Annotated in this window: 14 protein-coding genes; 4 read left to right on the top strand and 10 right to left on the bottom strand. The window is 74.4% G+C overall.

Features of this window, described 5'->3' with window-relative positions:
• Window positions 1–17: 17 nt before the first annotated feature.
• Window positions 18–758: a GNAT family N-acetyltransferase gene (locus GA0070603_RS08595; protein WP_091309815.1), complete on the top strand. Its 741-nt coding sequence runs from the start codon at window positions 18–20 to the stop codon at window positions 756–758.
• 76 nt (window positions 759–834) lie between these two features.
• Here the strand turns inward: GA0070603_RS08595 and GA0070603_RS08600 are convergent, their stop codons facing one another.
• The 4 genes from GA0070603_RS08600 to aspS form a co-directional block, all read right to left on the bottom strand.
• Entirely contained in the window at window positions 835–2,211 is a 1,377-nt protein-coding gene (locus tag GA0070603_RS08600; protein WP_091309818.1) for an MFS transporter, read from the bottom strand.
• A complete protein-coding gene (locus tag GA0070603_RS08605) occupies window positions 2,208–2,831 on the bottom strand; it encodes an ArsR/SmtB family transcription factor (RefSeq protein ID WP_091309821.1) in 624 nt (207 codons plus the stop codon). Before GA0070603_RS08605 ends, GA0070603_RS08600 begins: the two co-directional genes overlap by 4 nt.
• Before the next feature lie 63 nt (window positions 2,832–2,894).
• Window positions 2,895–3,704: an SDR family oxidoreductase gene (locus GA0070603_RS08610; protein WP_091309825.1), complete on the bottom strand. Its 810-nt coding sequence runs from the start codon at window positions 3,702–3,704 to the stop codon at window positions 2,895–2,897.
• Between the two features lie 62 nt (window positions 3,705–3,766).
• Entirely contained in the window at window positions 3,767–5,572 is a 1,806-nt protein-coding gene (gene aspS, locus GA0070603_RS08615) for an aspartate--tRNA ligase (RefSeq protein ID WP_091309828.1), read from the bottom strand.
• A 136-nt stretch (window positions 5,573–5,708) separates the two neighbouring features.
• Between aspS and GA0070603_RS08620 the strand changes: the two genes are divergently transcribed.
• Complete coding sequence (locus tag GA0070603_RS08620) at window positions 5,709–6,410, top strand: DUF998 domain-containing protein (RefSeq protein ID WP_244282460.1); 702 nt, start codon at window positions 5,709–5,711, stop codon at window positions 6,408–6,410.
• Here the strand turns inward: GA0070603_RS08620 and GA0070603_RS08625 are convergent.
• The 3 genes from GA0070603_RS08625 to GA0070603_RS08635 all read right to left on the bottom strand — a co-directional run bounded on the left by GA0070603_RS08625 (window position 6,379) and on the right by GA0070603_RS08635 (window position 9,812).
• Window positions 6,379–7,983, bottom strand: a complete 1,605-nt coding sequence (locus GA0070603_RS08625; protein WP_091309834.1) for an MFS transporter — start codon at window positions 7,981–7,983, stop codon at window positions 6,379–6,381. The genes GA0070603_RS08620 and GA0070603_RS08625 overlap by 32 nt on opposite strands.
• Before the next feature lie 97 nt (window positions 7,984–8,080).
• Window positions 8,081–9,130 (bottom strand): S1 family peptidase, encoded by a 1,050-nt coding sequence (locus GA0070603_RS08630; protein WP_091309836.1) that lies wholly within the window; start codon window positions 9,128–9,130, stop codon window positions 8,081–8,083.
• 208 nt (window positions 9,131–9,338) lie between these two features.
• Complete coding sequence (locus GA0070603_RS08635; RefSeq protein ID WP_091309839.1) at window positions 9,339–9,812, bottom strand: winged helix-turn-helix transcriptional regulator; 474 nt, start codon at window positions 9,810–9,812, stop codon at window positions 9,339–9,341.
• A 56-nt stretch (window positions 9,813–9,868) separates the two neighbouring features.
• Here GA0070603_RS08635 and GA0070603_RS08640 point away from each other — a divergent pair, with 56 nt between their 5' ends.
• On the top strand, window positions 9,869–10,378 hold the full coding sequence (locus GA0070603_RS08640) for a PaaI family thioesterase (RefSeq protein WP_091309842.1): 510 nt from the start codon (window positions 9,869–9,871) through the stop codon (window positions 10,376–10,378).
• A 104-nt stretch (window positions 10,379–10,482) separates the two neighbouring features.
• On the opposite strand, the gene GA0070603_RS08645 is transcribed toward GA0070603_RS08640, so the two are convergent.
• From GA0070603_RS08645 to GA0070603_RS08655, 3 genes are read right to left on the bottom strand one after another with little or no spacing between them, the layout of a single operon-like run.
• On the bottom strand, window positions 10,483–11,418 hold the full coding sequence (locus tag GA0070603_RS08645) for an acyl-ACP desaturase (protein WP_091309846.1): 936 nt from the start codon (window positions 11,416–11,418) through the stop codon (window positions 10,483–10,485).
• A gap of 51 nt (window positions 11,419–11,469) precedes the next feature.
• The gene (hisS, locus tag GA0070603_RS08650; protein WP_091309849.1) at window positions 11,470–12,810 is read right to left on the bottom strand and encodes a histidine--tRNA ligase; all 1,341 of its coding nucleotides are present in this window, start codon (window positions 12,808–12,810) and stop codon (window positions 11,470–11,472) included.
• A 51-nt stretch (window positions 12,811–12,861) separates the two neighbouring features.
• Window positions 12,862–13,581 carry an MBL fold metallo-hydrolase gene (locus tag GA0070603_RS08655; RefSeq protein ID WP_091309852.1) on the bottom strand — a complete coding sequence of 240 codons (720 nt, stop codon included), beginning with the start codon at window positions 13,579–13,581 and terminating at the stop codon, window positions 12,862–12,864.
• Between the two features lie 260 nt (window positions 13,582–13,841).
• Here GA0070603_RS08655 and GA0070603_RS08660 point away from each other — a divergent pair, with 260 nt between their 5' ends.
• Entirely contained in the window at window positions 13,842–14,711 is an 870-nt protein-coding gene (locus tag GA0070603_RS08660; protein ID WP_091309856.1) for a peptidylprolyl isomerase, read from the top strand.
• Window positions 14,712–14,741: the final 30 nt, after the last annotated feature.

Genomic DNA, 14,741 nt, shown 5'->3' on the forward strand with positions numbered 1-14,741 from the left:
TCTCGTAGGCTGGCCTCATGATCACTGCCGAGGAGGTCCTGTCGGGGCGGGACACCCTGCTCGCCGCCACCGGTCACCACCCGTACGCCCGGCACGCCCTCTGGCGGGGCCATGAGGCGCGGGGCTGGCGGCGGGGCGGCGCGGTCGGCTGGCTCCTCCCGCCGGGGCAGGGTCCGGCGGGCGGGGCGCTCGGGGCGGCCGGGCCGGCGCTGGACGTCTTCGCGGGCCTGGTGGCGGACGGGACGCTGCGCGCCGGCGAGTGGTTGCACCTGCCCCGGACCGCCGCCGAGGAGGTGGCCGACCGGTTCACCGTGGCCCGGCTCGACGAGTGGGACTTCCTGTGGACCACGACCGCCCCGCCGGAGCAGCCGGCGGAGGAGCGGGTGGTCCGCCTCGGCGTGGCCGATCACCCCGCGCTGGCCGCGCTCATCGAGGAGGCCTTCCCCAGCACCACCTCCCGCCCGGGCGACCCGCGGATCGTCGACTGGTACGGCATCCGCGACGGTGACCGCCTGGTGGCCTGCGGCGCCGACCGCAGCCGGGGGGACGTCGGCTTCCTGGCCGGGCTGACCGTGGCGCCCGACCGCCGGGGCCGGGGACTCGGCGCGGCGCTCACCGCCGGGATGACCCGTGCCCTGTTCGCCCGGTACGACCACGTGGCGCTCGGCGTCTACACCGCCAACGTCGGCGCGATCCGGCTGTACCGCCGGCTCGGCTACACCGGCACCGAGCCGCGTACCTCGGTCCACCTGGGCTGACCGGCCGGGCCGGACCGCCCGCGCCGGGCCGGACCGGGGCGGGCGGCCGACCCGGATCCGCGGGCCGGGCACGGGCTCAGTCGGACCGGGCGGGCGCGGCGACGGCAACCGTGACCGGGTCCACCGGGCCGGCGGGGTCGAGCGCCGGGCCGGGGTGGCCCGGGCCGGAGGCCGAGTCGGCGGGCCGGTGCTCGCCCGCGTCGGGCTCCGCGTCCGCGGTCCGGCGCCCGGCCCGCCAGGCCGGCAGGTAGAGCGGGGCGGCCACGGCGAGCACCACGGCGCCGACCAGCATGGCGACGCTGATGCTGGTGGCGTCGGCCAGGGCGGTCAGCACCACGGCGCCGAGCGCCCCGGCCGGCTGGCCCATCATCGAGTTCAGCGAGAGCACGCTGGTCCGGTACGGGCCGTCGACCTGCCGGTGCAGCAGCCCCATGTGCAGCGGGTTCGACGCGCCGTGCACGGTGTAGCAGGCCAGGTAGGCGATGAGCACGCCGACCGGGCCGGCGAGCAGGCCCATCCCGACCACGGTGACGCCCTGGAGGACCCGCATGAGCGCGGCGGCGGGCGCGGCGCCGAGCCGGCGCAGCAGCAGCGGGGTCAGGGCGGCGCCGGCCGCGTTGGCCAGCCAGGCCGCCGAACTGGCCGGGCCGAGCAGCGCGGCGGCCCGGTCGGCGCCGCCGACCACCTCGGCGAGGCGCACGGGCAGCAGCGACTCGAAGGTGATCATGCCGAAGCCCCAGAACAGTTCGACGGCGACGAGCGCGAGCAGCACCCGGTTGCGGCGCAGCAGGCCGACGGCCTGGCCGACCATCCGGGGCGCCTCGGCCACCGAGGCCCGCACGGCGGCGGCGCCCCGGGCCGGCCGGTGCTCGACCAGCAGCACGGTGAGCGCGATAAGCGCGGCCACCTGGAGGGCGATGGCCATGAGCACGGGCAGGGTCAGCGCGCTGACCGGCCCGATCGGCCCGAGCGCCACCAGGCCGCCGCCGAGCAGCGCGCCGGCGCCGATGGCGATGCCGCTCACGGTGCCCGCCCAGCCCAGGCCGCGCTCGTACTCGGCCTTCGGGTCGGCGGCCAGGGTGGCGTCGACGTACCAGGACTCCAGGGGGCCGCTGTCGAGCGCCCGGTAGATCCCCTGCAGGGCCCAGACCAGGAAGAACACCCAGAAGGAGTCGGCCACCGCGAAGAGCATCAGCGAGGCCAGGCAGACCGCCCACGCGACGACCAGCACCGGCTTGCGGCCGAGCGCGTCGGCCAGCCCCCCGGTGGGCAGTTCCAGCGCCAGCACGGCCAGGCCCTGGGCGGTGGCCAGCAGTCCGATCTGGGACAGCGACAGGCCGCGCTCCTGCATGAGCAGGATCATCACCGGGACGAGCAGGCCGGTGGGCAGCCAGCGCAGGCCGTAGAGGGTGAGGTAGCGGAACCGGACCTGGCGTACGGACAGGACGCTCACGGCTTCTCCTCGGTGGACGGCGGAGCGGACTGCGGAAGCGCCGCCCGCATCGGGAACGCCGCGAGGTAGAGCTGCACCGTCTCGGCGTCGGGGTCGGCGGGGTCGGTCTCCTCCTGGTGCCGCTCGAAGACGGCGAAGACCTCCTCCTTGATCGCTTCGAGGCGGGCGACCGGGATCCGCATGAAGAAGTCACCCATGCCGAACGCGTCGCGCCAGGCTGCTGGCCACTCGTGCCGCTGGGCGAACCACCGCTCGGCGTGCTGGGCGAAGAAGCGGACGTAGTCCGCCTCGATCCACTCGATGGCGGCCCGGGCGTCCGGATCGTCGTCGAAGTCGCTGGACTCCCAGTTGGTGACGTCGTGCGCGGCCCGCCAGTAGCGCTGCCGGCCGGTGCCGAGGCTCGGGTCCTCGACGACCAGGCCGACCTCGGCGAGCTGGCGCAGGTGGTAGCTGGTCGCGCCGGTGTTGGTGCCGAGCATCTCGGCCAGGGCGGTGGCGGTGGACGGACCCACCACGCGCAGCGCCCCGACCAGCCGCATGCGCAGGGGCTGGGCGAGGGCACGCACCTGCCGGTGGTCGATCCGCACGGCTCGCGGCTCGGGCCGCTTCTGCTCCTCCATGAGATGCACAATATCTGTGCACACCTTCTATGCACAAGAGCAATGCAAAGAAAGTGTGCACGCTCAGCCGTACAGCTCGGTGATCCCCCGCAGCCGGGTGCGCAGCAGCCCGGTGGCGCGCGCGGAGTCCAGCACCACCTGGGCCGGCCGGTGCAACCCGGCTCCCGCGATCGTGGTCGTCTTCAAGCCGCCCGCGTCCACGCCGTCGTGCCGGGCCACCAGCAGGCCCAGTCCGGCGCGGCTGACCGCCTCCGGGCCGGCCACGTTGAGCGGGCCGGCCAGCTCGGTGGGCAGCAGTTCGAGCACCGCCGCGGCGAGGTCGGACACGTGCACCGGGCAGCGGGCCTCGTCGGTGAAGAGGACGGCCCGGCCGGCGAGGGCGTCCCGGCAGAGCTGGATCTGCTTGCTCCCCTCCCCCACGATCAGCGACGTCCGCACCAGCAGCGCCCCCGGATCGACGGCCCGCACCGCCGTCTCGGCGGCCGCCTTCGCCGCCCCGTACGGGTGCACCGGCGTGGGCACGTCGTCGTCGGTGTACGGGGTCGGCCGGCCGGCGTGCAGCGCGTCGCTGGACAGGTGCACCAGCCGCGCGCCCACCTCGGCTGCGGCGACCGCGATGTGGGCCGCCCCGTCCGCCGTGACCGCCCAGTCGTCGTACCGGTAGGGGGTGGCCACGACGGCGTCGGGGCGTACCCCGGTCAGCAGCGCGCGGACCGCGGCCCGGTTGGTGATGTCGAGCCGGCGCGGCGCGACGCCCGGCACCGCGACGGCGGCCGAGTGGTACGTGCCGACCACCCGGTGCCCGGCCGCCACCGCCTGCCGGCACACCTCGGCGCCGAGGAAGCCGCTGGCTCCCACCACGAGCAGGTTCATCCCGTCCTCCAGACGTCGAAAGGCCCGCGCCATCATGGCGCGGGCCTTGCGTCGACCGAGGATCAGGTCGGGTCGGCCACCGGGGCGGCCGGGCCGGCGGTGCCGGCGTGCGGGCCGGTCGGCGCCTTCGGCTTGGCGTCGATGCCGGCCTCGGCGCGCTGCTGGCCGGTGATCGGCGTCGGCGCGCCGGTCAGCGGGTCGAAGCCGCCGCGGGTCTTCGGGAAGGCGATGACCTCGCGGATCGAGTCCGCGCCGGCCAGCAGCATGCAGACCCGGTCCCAGCCGAAGGCGATGCCGCCGTGCGGCGGGGCGCCGTACTTGAACGCCTCCAGCAGGAAGCCGAACTTGTCCTGCGCCTCCTCGGCGGTGATGCCGAGCAGGTCGAACACCCGCTGCTGCACGTCGCCGCGGTGGATACGGATCGAGCCGCCGCCGATCTCGTTGCCGTTGCAGACGATGTCGTACGCGTACGCGAGGGCCCGGTCGGGGGCCTCCTCGAACCGGTCCACCCACTCGGCGTTCGGGGAGGTGAACGGGTGGTGCACGGCGGTCCAGCCGCCCTCGTCGGTCTTCTCGAACATCGGGGCGTCGACCACCCAGCAGAACGCCCAGGCGCTCTCGTCGACAAGCTTGGCCCGCTTGGCGATCTCGATGCGGGCCGCGCCGAGCAGCTCCTGCGCCTCCCGCGCGTTCGTGCCGGCGGCGAAGAAGACGGCGTCGCCCGGCTTCGCGCCGACGGCGTCGGCCAGCCCGGCCAGGTGCGCCTCGGAGAGGTTCTTGGCCACCGGGCCGCGCGCCTCGCCGGTCTCCGCGTCGAGCACCACGTACGCGAGGCCCCGTGCGCCGCGCGCCTTGGCCCAGTCCTGCCAGCCGTCCAGCTCCTTGCGGGTCTGGCTCGCGCCGCCCGGCATGACCACCGCGCCGACGTAGCCGCCCGCGTCGATCGCGCCGGCGAAGACCCGGAACTCGGTGCCGCGCAGGTAGTCGGTCAGCTCGGTCAGCTCGACGCCGTAGCGCAGGTCCGGCTTGTCCGAGCCGTACCGGGACATGGCGTCGTGCCAGGTGATCCGCGGGATCGGCCGGGGGATCTCGTAGCCGGCCAGGTCGGACCACAGTTTCGCCACGATCGCCTCGCCGAGGTCGATCACGTCGTCCTCGGTGACGAAGGACATCTCGATGTCGAGCTGGGTGAACTCCGGCTGCCGGTCGGCGCGGAAGTCCTCGTCGCGGTAGCAGCGGGCGATCTGGTAGTAGCGCTCCATGCCGCCGACCATGAGCAGCTGCTTGAACAGCTGCGGCGACTGCGGCAGCGCGTACCAGCTGCCCGGCTGGAGGCGGACCGGGACCAGGAAGTCGCGGGCGCCCTCCGGGGTGGAGCGGGTCAGCGTCGGGGTCTCGATCTCCAGGAAGTCGCGCTCGTGCAGCACCGCGCGGGCGAGCTGGTTGGCCCGGGAGCGCAGGCGCATGGCCTTCGCCGGGCCGCCGCGGCGCAGGTCGAGGTAGCGGTACTTGAGCCGGATGTCGTCGCCGGCCTCGATCTGGTCGTCGACCGGCAGCGGCAGCGGTGCGGCCTCGGAGAGCACCTCCAGCGCGGTCGCGGTCACCTCGACCTCGCCGGTGGGCAGGTCCGGGTTCTCGTTGCCCTCGGGGCGCCGGGTCACCTCGCCGGTCACCTTGACGCAGAACTCGTTGCGCAGCGCGTGCGCGTCCTCCTCGCGGAAGACCACCTGCACGACGCCGGAGGCGTCGCGCAGGTCGACGAAGATGACACCGCCGTGGTCGCGCCGGCGGGCCACCCACCCGGCGAGCGTCACCGTCGAGCCGGCGTCCGCGGCGCGCAGGCTTCCGGCATTGTGGGTACGGATCACGGCTTGCGTCTCCTCATCTGGTCCACGTCTGCTCCCCGCATTCTGTCAGGGCGGGCGGGCCGGCTCCCGGGCACCCGGTGGGACGGGCCGGGACGAACCCCCGGCCGGGGCCGGGCCGGACGGTTACCGTGGCCGGGTGCGTGCCGTACCGAGCTGGGCCGTGGCGACGGCCGCGGCGGCGCCCGTCCTGCTGGTGGCGGGCTGGACGGTGGCGGGCGCCCGGCAGCCGCCCGGCTACGACCCGGTACGCGACACCATCAGCGAGCTGGCCGGGGACGGCGCCACCGACCCGTGGCTGATGGCGGGCTGCCTGGCGCTGCTCGGCTGCTGCTACCTGGGCACCGCGCTGGTCCTGCACGCGGCCGGGTTGCCCAGCCGGTTCCTGCTCGCCGTCGGCGGGATGGCCACCATCGCGCTGATCGCCTTCCCCCGGCCGCAGGTCGGCGGCTCCCCGGCACACGGGACGGTGGCCACGGTCGCGGTGCTCGCCCTGTCGCTCTGGCCGGCCGGGTCGGCGCTGCGGCTGCCCCGGGCCGTCCGGCGCGGCGTGGCCGCGTCGCCCGCCGGCACGCCGCCGTGGGCGTTCCGCCGGCCGGTGGCCCTGGCCGTGACCGCGGTGCTGCTGGTCCTCTTCGGCTGGTTCGTCGTCGAGGTGACCGGCGGGTCGCGGACCGGGCTGGCCGAGCGGGTGGCCGCGCTGGCCGTCGCGCTCTGGCCGCTGGCCGCCGTCCTCTCCGCCCGGCGGGCGCACCGCGACTGGCTGGCGCGGCAACCCGACCCGCCGGTGGCGGATCCGGCCCGGCCGGTCAGTCCGGGTCGGCCGGGAGCAGGTGGTTGACCCGTACGTCGTCCGCGGCGAGCGCCCGGGCCCGCTCCTCGACCGCCCGGTCCGCCCCGGTGAGTCGGCCGCCGTGCTGGCGCAGGTGCTCCTCCCACGAGGGCACCTGGTAGACCTCGACGAAGCCGTGGGTGCGCTCCCCGGTCCGGAACAGGCCCCAGCGCATCGCCCCGGTCCGCCGCCGGGACCGGCCGACCGCCCGCATCGCCTCGACGAACTCGGCCTGCCGCTCGGGATCGACGGTGTAGGAGACGGTGACCAGCACGGGGCCGCCGCGCGGGTGGGGCTCCAGCGCCAGGTGCGGCTCGGGCCAGTAGATCGCCGGGTCGCGGTCCACGCCCCGGGTCTCGCGCAGCGGCCAGAGCAGCACGCTGAGCGCGCCGGCCGCCATCACCACGGCGGCCGCGGTGAGCGCCCCGACCAGGCCGGTGACCTCGCCGAGCGCGCCCCAGGCGACCGCGCCGAGCGCCTGCCCGCCGGCGAAGACCATCTGGTAGACCGACAGGCCGCGGGCGCGTACCCAGCCGGGGAGGAAGAGCTGCATGGCGGCGTTGACGCTGGACAGCACTGTCATCCAGGCCAGCCCGGCGGGCACCAGCGCGGCCACCGCGACGGCCGGCGCCGGCACCAGCGCGAGGACCAGCAGCACCCCGGCGAAGAGGAGGCCGGCCAGGAGCAGCAGCCGGTTGGTGGAGAGCACCCGGCGCAGCCGGGGCAGGACGAGGGCGCCGGCCACCGCGCCGACGCCGAGCGCGCCGAGCAGCACGCCGTACCCGCCGGCGCCCAGGCCGAGCCGGCGGCTGGCGACAAGCGGCAGCAGCGCCCACAGCGCGCTGCCCGGCACCACGAACACGGCGGCCCGCAGCAGGATCCGACGGACCACCGGGGAGTGCCGCACGTACCGGCCGCCGGCGCGCAACGCCGCGGTGAACCGTTCCGGGGCCGGCTCGCTCTCCGGCCGCTCGGGCCGCCAGCGCAGCAGCGCCAGCGCGAAGATCGCGAACGAGACCGCGTTGACCGCGAAGACCACCGCGACGCCGGCCCGCGCCACCAGCACGCCGGCCACCGCGGGCCCCACCGAGCGGGCCAGGTTGACGCTTATCGAGCCGAGCGCCGCGGCGGAGACGAGCTGTGCCCGGGGCACGAGTTCGGGGATCACCGCCTGCCAGGCCGGCAGGGTGAGCGCCTGACCGACGCCGAGGCCGAACGTGAGGGTGAGCAGCAGGGCCGGCGGCATGTGGTCGGCCGCGGTCAGCGCGGTGAGCAGGACGCCGACGGCGGCCAGGAAGCACTGCACGGCGATCAGCAGCCGCCGCCGGTCGAAGGTGTCGGCGAGGGCGCCGGCCGGGAGGGCCAGCAGCAGCACCGGCAGCATGCTGGCGGTCTGCACCAGCGAGACCAGGGTCGGCGCGTTGGGCCGGTCCACCAGCAGCCACTGGGCGCCGACGGTCTGCATCCAGGTGCCGACGTTGCTGGCCAGCACCGCCAGCCACAGGCCGCGGAACGCGGCGATCCGCAACGGCGCCCAGGCGGACGCGGGCGGCGCGGTCGGGGTGGTCGCGGGGGTGCTCACCGGGCGGAACGTACCCCGGGCGGCGGCGGTCAGTCCGGTGATCCACGAACGCGGAACGGGCCGCCGGTTCCCCGGCGGCCCGTGCGCGTGCGATCGGTCAGTAGACGCTGACGCCGTAGACGCTGAGCGGCTCGGTGACCGGCTGGAAGTAGGTGGTGCCGCCGGAGGAGCAGTTGCCGCTGCCGCCGGAGGTGAGGCCGAGCGCGGTGCTGCCGGCGAAGAGCGAGCCGCCGCTGTCGCCGCCCTCGGCGCAGACGTTGGTCCGGATCAGGCCGTACACGCTGCCCTCGGCGTAGTTCACCGTCGCGTTGGTGGCGCTGACGCTGCCGCTGCGCAGGCCGGTGGTGCTGCCGCTGCGCCGGACGCTCTGGCCGACGTACGCGTTGCCGGCCGTGGTGATGTCCTGGTAGCTGCCGTTGTAGAGGTAGACGTTGCCGGGCGGAGTGCTGCCGTTGGTGTAGCGCACGATGCCGTAGTCGTTGCCCGGGAAGCTGGTGCCGGCCCGGCTGCCGAGCACGGTGGTCTGGCTGGAGTTCGAGTACCAGGTCGAGCCCAGGTTGGTGCAGTGCCCGGCGGTGAGGAAGTAGTACGTGCTGCCGCTGCGGACGTTGAAGCCGAGCGAGCAGCGGTACCCGCCGGTGTAGATGGCCTGGCCGCCGGACAGGCGCTTGCTCAGCACACCGGGCTCGGACACGATCCGGGTCGCGCCGTCGGTCCGGGCCACGGCGGCCTTGACCTTGTCCAGCTTGGCGCCGGTCACGGTGCTGTCGACGGAGACGACGACCTGGTTGGTGGCCGGGTCGACCCACCAGGCGGTGCCGGGGATCTTCGCGGACCGCTCCAGCTCGTTGGTGGCGGCCGCGAGCTTGTCGGCGCCCCGGGTGACGAGCTTCGGGGTGGCGCCGGCGGCGCGGACCTGGCGGGCGGCCGCGGCGTCGGTCACCGCGACGACCATGGCGCCGCTGCTGTCGGCGTACGCGCCGGCGGCGCGGTCTCCGAGCTTCGTGGCGAGGGCGGCGGCGGCGTCGGGCGACGCGGGCGAGGCGGGGGCCGCCTGGGCGGGTGCGCCGAGCAGCGAGCCGGTGACCAGGGTGCCGGCCATGGCGACGACGGCGGCGCGGCGGAGCATTGACCTCGTGGGTCGCATGTAACAACCTCCGGATGGGGGTGACGGGCACTGTCACGCGGACGCGCCCGGGGACAGCCCGGCCGACCTGGGGAAACCGGCCGGACGACCAAAGTATTCACATATTTAAGATCGTAAGCAAGACGTGGCTTTGCCCGAATTCGCAGGGCCGCACGATGTAACCGCGAAGCAACATCGCGGACATCGGCTGTCAGAGCCGGTCGGGCGCTCAGGAACGGCGACGGGCGCCCGGGCCCGGACGCGGCACCACGTCGCGGGGATCGGTCACCTCGTGCCCGTCGGCGCAGCGCAGCGCCACCCGGACCTCGGCGCCGCAGTCGCGGTGCGCGACGGTCAACGGCGAGCCGTCCGGGTCGGCCAGGTAGCGGTCGCCCCAACCGAGCACCGCGACCAGCACCGGCCAGAGGTCGAGCCCCTTGTCGGTGAGCCGGTACTCGTGCCGCAGCCGGCTGCCCGGCTCCCGGTACGGCTCCCGGCGCAGCACCCCCTGCTCGACGAGCATGGCCAGCCGGTTGGTGAGCACCTGCCGGGGAATGCCGGTGCGCACCCGCATGTCGTCGAAGCGGCGCACGCCGTTGAAGACCTCGCGGAGCACGACCAGGGTCCACCGCTCGCCGAGGATCTCCATGGCGCGGGCGATGGTGCAGTTCTCCACCGACCAGTCCAGTGCCGCGGGTCTCATGCCGACCAGGCTAGGTCTGATTGACAGACTCAGCAACGCGCTGCGAGGCTGAGTCCATGACACAGACGCAGGAGCGCAGCCGCACCTTCACCTGGTCCGACCCGGTCGCCGGGGCCGCGCACATCGGCCGTCGCAGCGGCCTGGAGCTGCTCCGCGCGATGATCGCCGGGGAACTGGCCGCGCCGCCCGTCATGCACCTCCTCGACATGACCCGGATGGAGGCCGACGAGGGCCGCGTCGCCGTCGAGCTGGTGCCGCAGGAGTTCCACTACAACCCGCTGGGCACCGTGCACGGCGGCGTCCTCTCCACGCTGCTGGACACCGCCGCCGCCTGCGCCGTGCACACCACCCTGCCGGCCGGCGTCGGCTACACCTCGCTGGACCTGAACGTGAAGTTCCTCCGCCCGGTCACGGTCGCCAGCGGCACCCTGCGCTGCGAGGGCACGGTGCTCCAGCGGGGCCGCCGCACCGCCCTGGCCGAGGCCCGCCTGACCGACGCGAAGGCCCGTCTGATCGCCCACGCCACGTCAAGCTGCCTCCTGTTCCCCCTGGACCAACCGGCCTAACCACCGCCCGGCCCCGGCGATCTTGCACTTTCGGCCCGCGGAACGTCCGAGTCGCGGCCTTTGCCGGGGCAGCAAGTGCAAGATCGGCGGGGGCGGGGGCGGGGTTAGCGTGATGCGGCGAGGCGGGCGGTGCGGGCGGCGCGCTTCTCCTCGAAGCGGGACGCCTGGGTCTCCAGGGTGTCCAGGTGGGCGGCGATCTGGTCGCGGGCGGCCTCGCCGTCGGCGTCCAGGCCGGTCGCCTCGAACAGGTTCCACTGGCGCAGCACCGGGACCACCACCTCGTCCCGGTGCTGGCGCAGGTCGTAGATGCCGGCCAGGGCGATCGCCACCGACTTACGGGCGAAGCCGTCGATGCCCACACCCGGCATCTGGAAGTCGGCCAGCACGTCGGCCACGGCCCGCATGGCCTGGCTCGGGGCGAGCTCGAAGGCGGCGCCGAGCAGGTTGCGGTAGAAGACCATGTGCAGGTTCTCGTCGGCCGCCACCCGGGCGAGCAGGGCCTCGCAGGTCGGGTCGCCGGTCGCCCGGCCGGTGTTGCGGTGCGAGATGCGGGTGGCCAGTTCCTGGAACGACACGTACGCCAGCGAGTGCAGCACCTCGTCGTCGTGGGTGTTCACGTAGCCCGCCGACATGTGGGTCATCCGGGCCCGCTCCAGGGCCACCGGGTCGACCGCCCGGGTCACCGTCAGGTAGTCGCGGATCGCCGTGCCGTGCCGCCCCTCCTCGGCGGTCCACCGGTGCACCCAGGTCCCCCACGCGCCGTCCCGCCCGAACAGCGTCGCGATCTCGTGGTGGTACGAGGGCAGGTTGTCCTCGGTGAGCAGGTTGACGATAAGCGCGGTCCGGGCCACCTCGGGGATCGTGGAGTCCTCGGGAGACCACGCCTCGCCGCCGAGCGGGCCGTCGAAGGTCCGCCCCTCGCTCCACGGCACGTACTCGTGCGGGAACCACTCCTTGGCCAGCGACAGGTGCCGGTCGAGGTTCTTCTCGACCACGGGTTCGAGTTCGAGGAGCAGAGCGGTCTGGCTGAGCACGGTCACGTCGATCTCCCTACGGTGGCGTAACTTACGCCACCGTAGGTCCAATCGTCGTCAGGCGCCAGCGGTCGCGGGACCGACCAGCGGTTTCAGGTCGGCCCGGGGCGGGGTCCACTCCCCCGCCGCGGCGGCCACCTGCTCGCCCGAGCGGATGTCCTTCACCTCGTCGCCCTCGGCCCCGGGGAACCACACGTACGGGATGCCGCGCCGCTCGGCGTGCCGGATCTGCTTGCCGAACTTGGCCGCGCTCGGCGACACCTCGGTGGGGATGCCCCGGGAGCGCAGCGCCTCCGCGACCTTGTTGCTGGCCGGCCGCTCCTCCTCGGCGCTCACCGCGACAAGCACGCAGGTCGGCACGTCCCGGGAGACCGACAGCGCGCCCGCGCCGAAGAGCAGGCCGAGCAGCCGGGTCACCCCGATGGAGATGCCCACCCCGGGGAAGCGGGCGTTGCCGGAGCTGGCCAGGTTGTCGTACCGGCCGCCGGAGCAGACCGAGCCGAACCGCTCGTAGCCGATCATCTGCGTCTCGTAGACGGTGCCGGTGTAGTAGTCGAGGCCGCGGGCGATCCGCAGGTCGGCCACGCAGAGACCGGGGGCGTGCGCGGCGGCCGTCTCCACCACGGCGGTCAGCTCCGCGATGCCCTCGTCGAGCAGCGGGTCGCTCACCCCCAGGGCGCGGACCGCATCGGCGAACGAGGCGTCCGGCGCGGAGATCTCGGCGAGGGCCAGGCACGCCTTGGCCTGCGCCTCGCTCGCCCCGGCGGTCTCCGCCAGCAGCTCGGCCACCTTCGCCGGGCCGATCTTGTCGAGCTTGTCGACGGCGCGCAGCGCCGCCTCCGGGTCGGTCAGCCCGACCCCCCGGTAGAAGCCCTCGCAGATCTTGCGGTTGTTCACCTGGATCCGCACCGGCGGGATCGGCAGCGAGCGCAGCGCGTCGCCGATCACCAGCGGCATCTCCGCCTCGTAGTGGGCCGGCAGGGTGTCCCGGTCGACGATGTCGATGTCGGCCTGCAGGAACTCCCGGTAGCGCCCCTCCTGCGGGCGCTCACCCCGCCACACCTTCTGGATCTGGTAGCGGCGGAACGGGAACTGGAGCTTGCCGGCGTTCTCCAGCACGTAGCGGGCGAACGGCACGGTCAGGTCGAAGTGCAGGCCGAGGGCGTCGTCGCCGGCCGGCCCGTCGGTGTCGGCCTGGAGCCGGCGCAGCACGTAGACCTCCTTCGAGGTCTCCCCCTTGCGCAGCAACTGCTCGAGGGGCTCGACCGAGCGGGTCTCCAGCGGCGCGAAGCCGTACAGCTCGAAGGTGGCGCGGATCCGGTCGAGCACGAACTGCTCGATCATCCGCTGGGCGGGCGTCCACTCCGGGAAGCCGGAGATGGGCGTGGGCTTGCTCATGGCGTACTCCTTGCGTCCCGCGCGGACCGCGCGGGGAGGTCGTGGGGGCGGCTACAGGCCGCGGGTGGGCGCGGCCGGGCGCGCGCCGCCGGTCCCCGACACCTCGACGAGGTACGGGTTGGTCACGCGCTCGCGGCCGATGGTGGTCTGCGGGCCGTGGCCGGGCAGGACGACCGTGTCGTCGGCCAGCGGGAGGACCTTCTCCCGGAGGCTGTCCAGCATGCGGGGCATGCTGCCGCCCGGCAGGTCGGTGCGGCCGATCGAGCCGGCGAAGAGCACGTCGCCGGAGAGGCAGATCTGGTCGGCCTCCCAGGGCGAGCCGGCGCCGGGCATCCGGAACAGCACCGACCCGCCGGTATGGCCGGGGGCGTGGTCGACGGTGATCTCCAACCCGGCCAGCGACAGGGTCGCGCCGTCGGTCAGCTCCGCCACGTCGTCCGGCTCGGCGTAGGGCAGCCGCCCGCCGAAGAGCTGGGTGAGGTCCATCGAGAGCGCCTTGGACGGGTCGGCCAGCAGCTCCCGGTCCTCCGGGTGGACGTACGCAGGGATGCCCCGCGCGCCGCAGACCGGGGCCACCGAGAAGGTGTGGTCGAGGTGGCCGTGGGTGAGCAGCACGGCGGCCGGGTGCAGGCGGTGCTCGGCGAGCACGGCGTCGAGCCGGTCGAGCACCCCGATGCCGGGGTCGACCACCACGCACTGCTCCCCCGGTGCCGTCGCCACCACGTAGCAGTTGGTGCCGAAGGCGTCCGCGGGAAAGCCGGCCACGAGCACGTCCGCTCCCCTTCCGTCCAGGTCGTCGTCCCTGTCAGCAGCCTAGTCGCACGGGCGACCGGGTTTCGCCGACCACCGGCCCCACCCGCCCCGCCCGGCACAGTGACAACGCCCGATAAACCCAGGCCGGACCTCGTACACCACTTTCCCAGCCGGTACCCGTACACTCTGGCGGGCGTGTGGCGTGGCGCACCCTCCCGGCGGACGGACGGGCAGCGCCCGGCGCCGGCCAGAACCAGGGTAGAGGAAGGGGAGCACGGGTGGCTTCCAGCAGGGACCGGCAGCGCAAACTGGCGCGGGCCAAGCTCGACCGGCAGCTCGCCCGGCGGGCCGCGGCCGCGAAGCGCCGCCGGCAGATCCAGGCCGGTGTCGGCGCCGCCGTGGTGCTCGCGCTGATCGTGGTCGGTTCGGCCTGGGCGCTCGGCGCCTTCGACTCCGAGCCGAAGAAGCAGGCCGCCGAGGACACCTGCCTCTGGACCCCGCAGGACGCCACGGCCAACACGAACCTCAAGGAGGTGGGCACCCCGCCCACCACTGGTCTGCCCACCGCCGGCACCCGCACGATGACGGTCACCACCAACCAGGGCGGCCCGATCACCGCCGACCTGGACCTGGCCGCCGCCCCGTGCGGCGCGGCAAGCATCTCGTTCCTGGCCGGCAAGTCGTTCTACGACAACACCAAGTGCCACGAGATCACCACTGAGGGGGCGCTGCGCTGCGGCGACCCGAGCGGCAGCGGCATCGGCGGCCCGGCCTACTCGTTCTACAACGAGAACGTCCCCACCGCCCCCGAGGCCAGCCCCTCCGCCTCGCCGGCGCCGGCGCAGCCCCCGGCGTACCCGAAGGGCACGGTCGCCATGATCGGCAACCCGCCCGGCAGCAACGGCAGCCAGTTCCTGATCTTCTTCAAGGACTTCAACCCGCCCACCCCGGGCTACACGATCGTCGGCAAGGTCACCGGCGGCCTCGACGTGGTCGAGAAGATCGGCGCCCTGCCGACCGTGGACAATGGGAGTGGAGCCAAGGTCAAGCCGAAGACGGATGTGGTGATCCAGAGCCTCACCGTCGCCGAGCCGAACGCCGCGCCGGCCGCCACGAGCGCCCCGGCGGCGAGCCCCAGCGCCGGCTGACCCGGCCCGCCCCACCCTGAGCAGCGGCGA

The organism is Micromonospora chersina (assembly GCF_900091475.1).
Lineage (GTDB): Bacteria > Actinomycetota > Actinomycetes > Mycobacteriales > Micromonosporaceae > Micromonospora > Micromonospora chersina.

Excerpts from the sequence above, each read along its gene's own strand:
- GA0070603_RS08595 (WP_091309815.1), top strand. The coding sequence starts at position 18 with ATGATCACTGCCGAGGAGGTCCTGTCGGGGCGGGACACCCTGCTCGCC.
- GA0070603_RS08605 (WP_091309821.1), bottom strand. The coding sequence starts at position 2,831 with ATGGAGGAGCAGAAGCGGCCCGAGCCGCGAGCCGTGCGGATCGACCAC.
- GA0070603_RS08610 (WP_091309825.1), bottom strand. The coding sequence starts at position 3,704 with ATGAACCTGCTCGTGGTGGGAGCCAGCGGCTTCCTCGGCGCCGAGGTG.
- GA0070603_RS08630 (WP_091309836.1), bottom strand. The coding sequence starts at position 9,130 with ATGCGACCCACGAGGTCAATGCTCCGCCGCGCCGCCGTCGTCGCCATG.
- GA0070603_RS08635 (WP_091309839.1), bottom strand. The coding sequence starts at position 9,812 with ATGAGACCCGCGGCACTGGACTGGTCGGTGGAGAACTGCACCATCGCC.
- GA0070603_RS08640 (WP_091309842.1), top strand. The coding sequence starts at position 9,869 with ATGACACAGACGCAGGAGCGCAGCCGCACCTTCACCTGGTCCGACCCG.
- hisS (WP_091309849.1), bottom strand. The coding sequence starts at position 12,810 with ATGAGCAAGCCCACGCCCATCTCCGGCTTCCCGGAGTGGACGCCCGCC.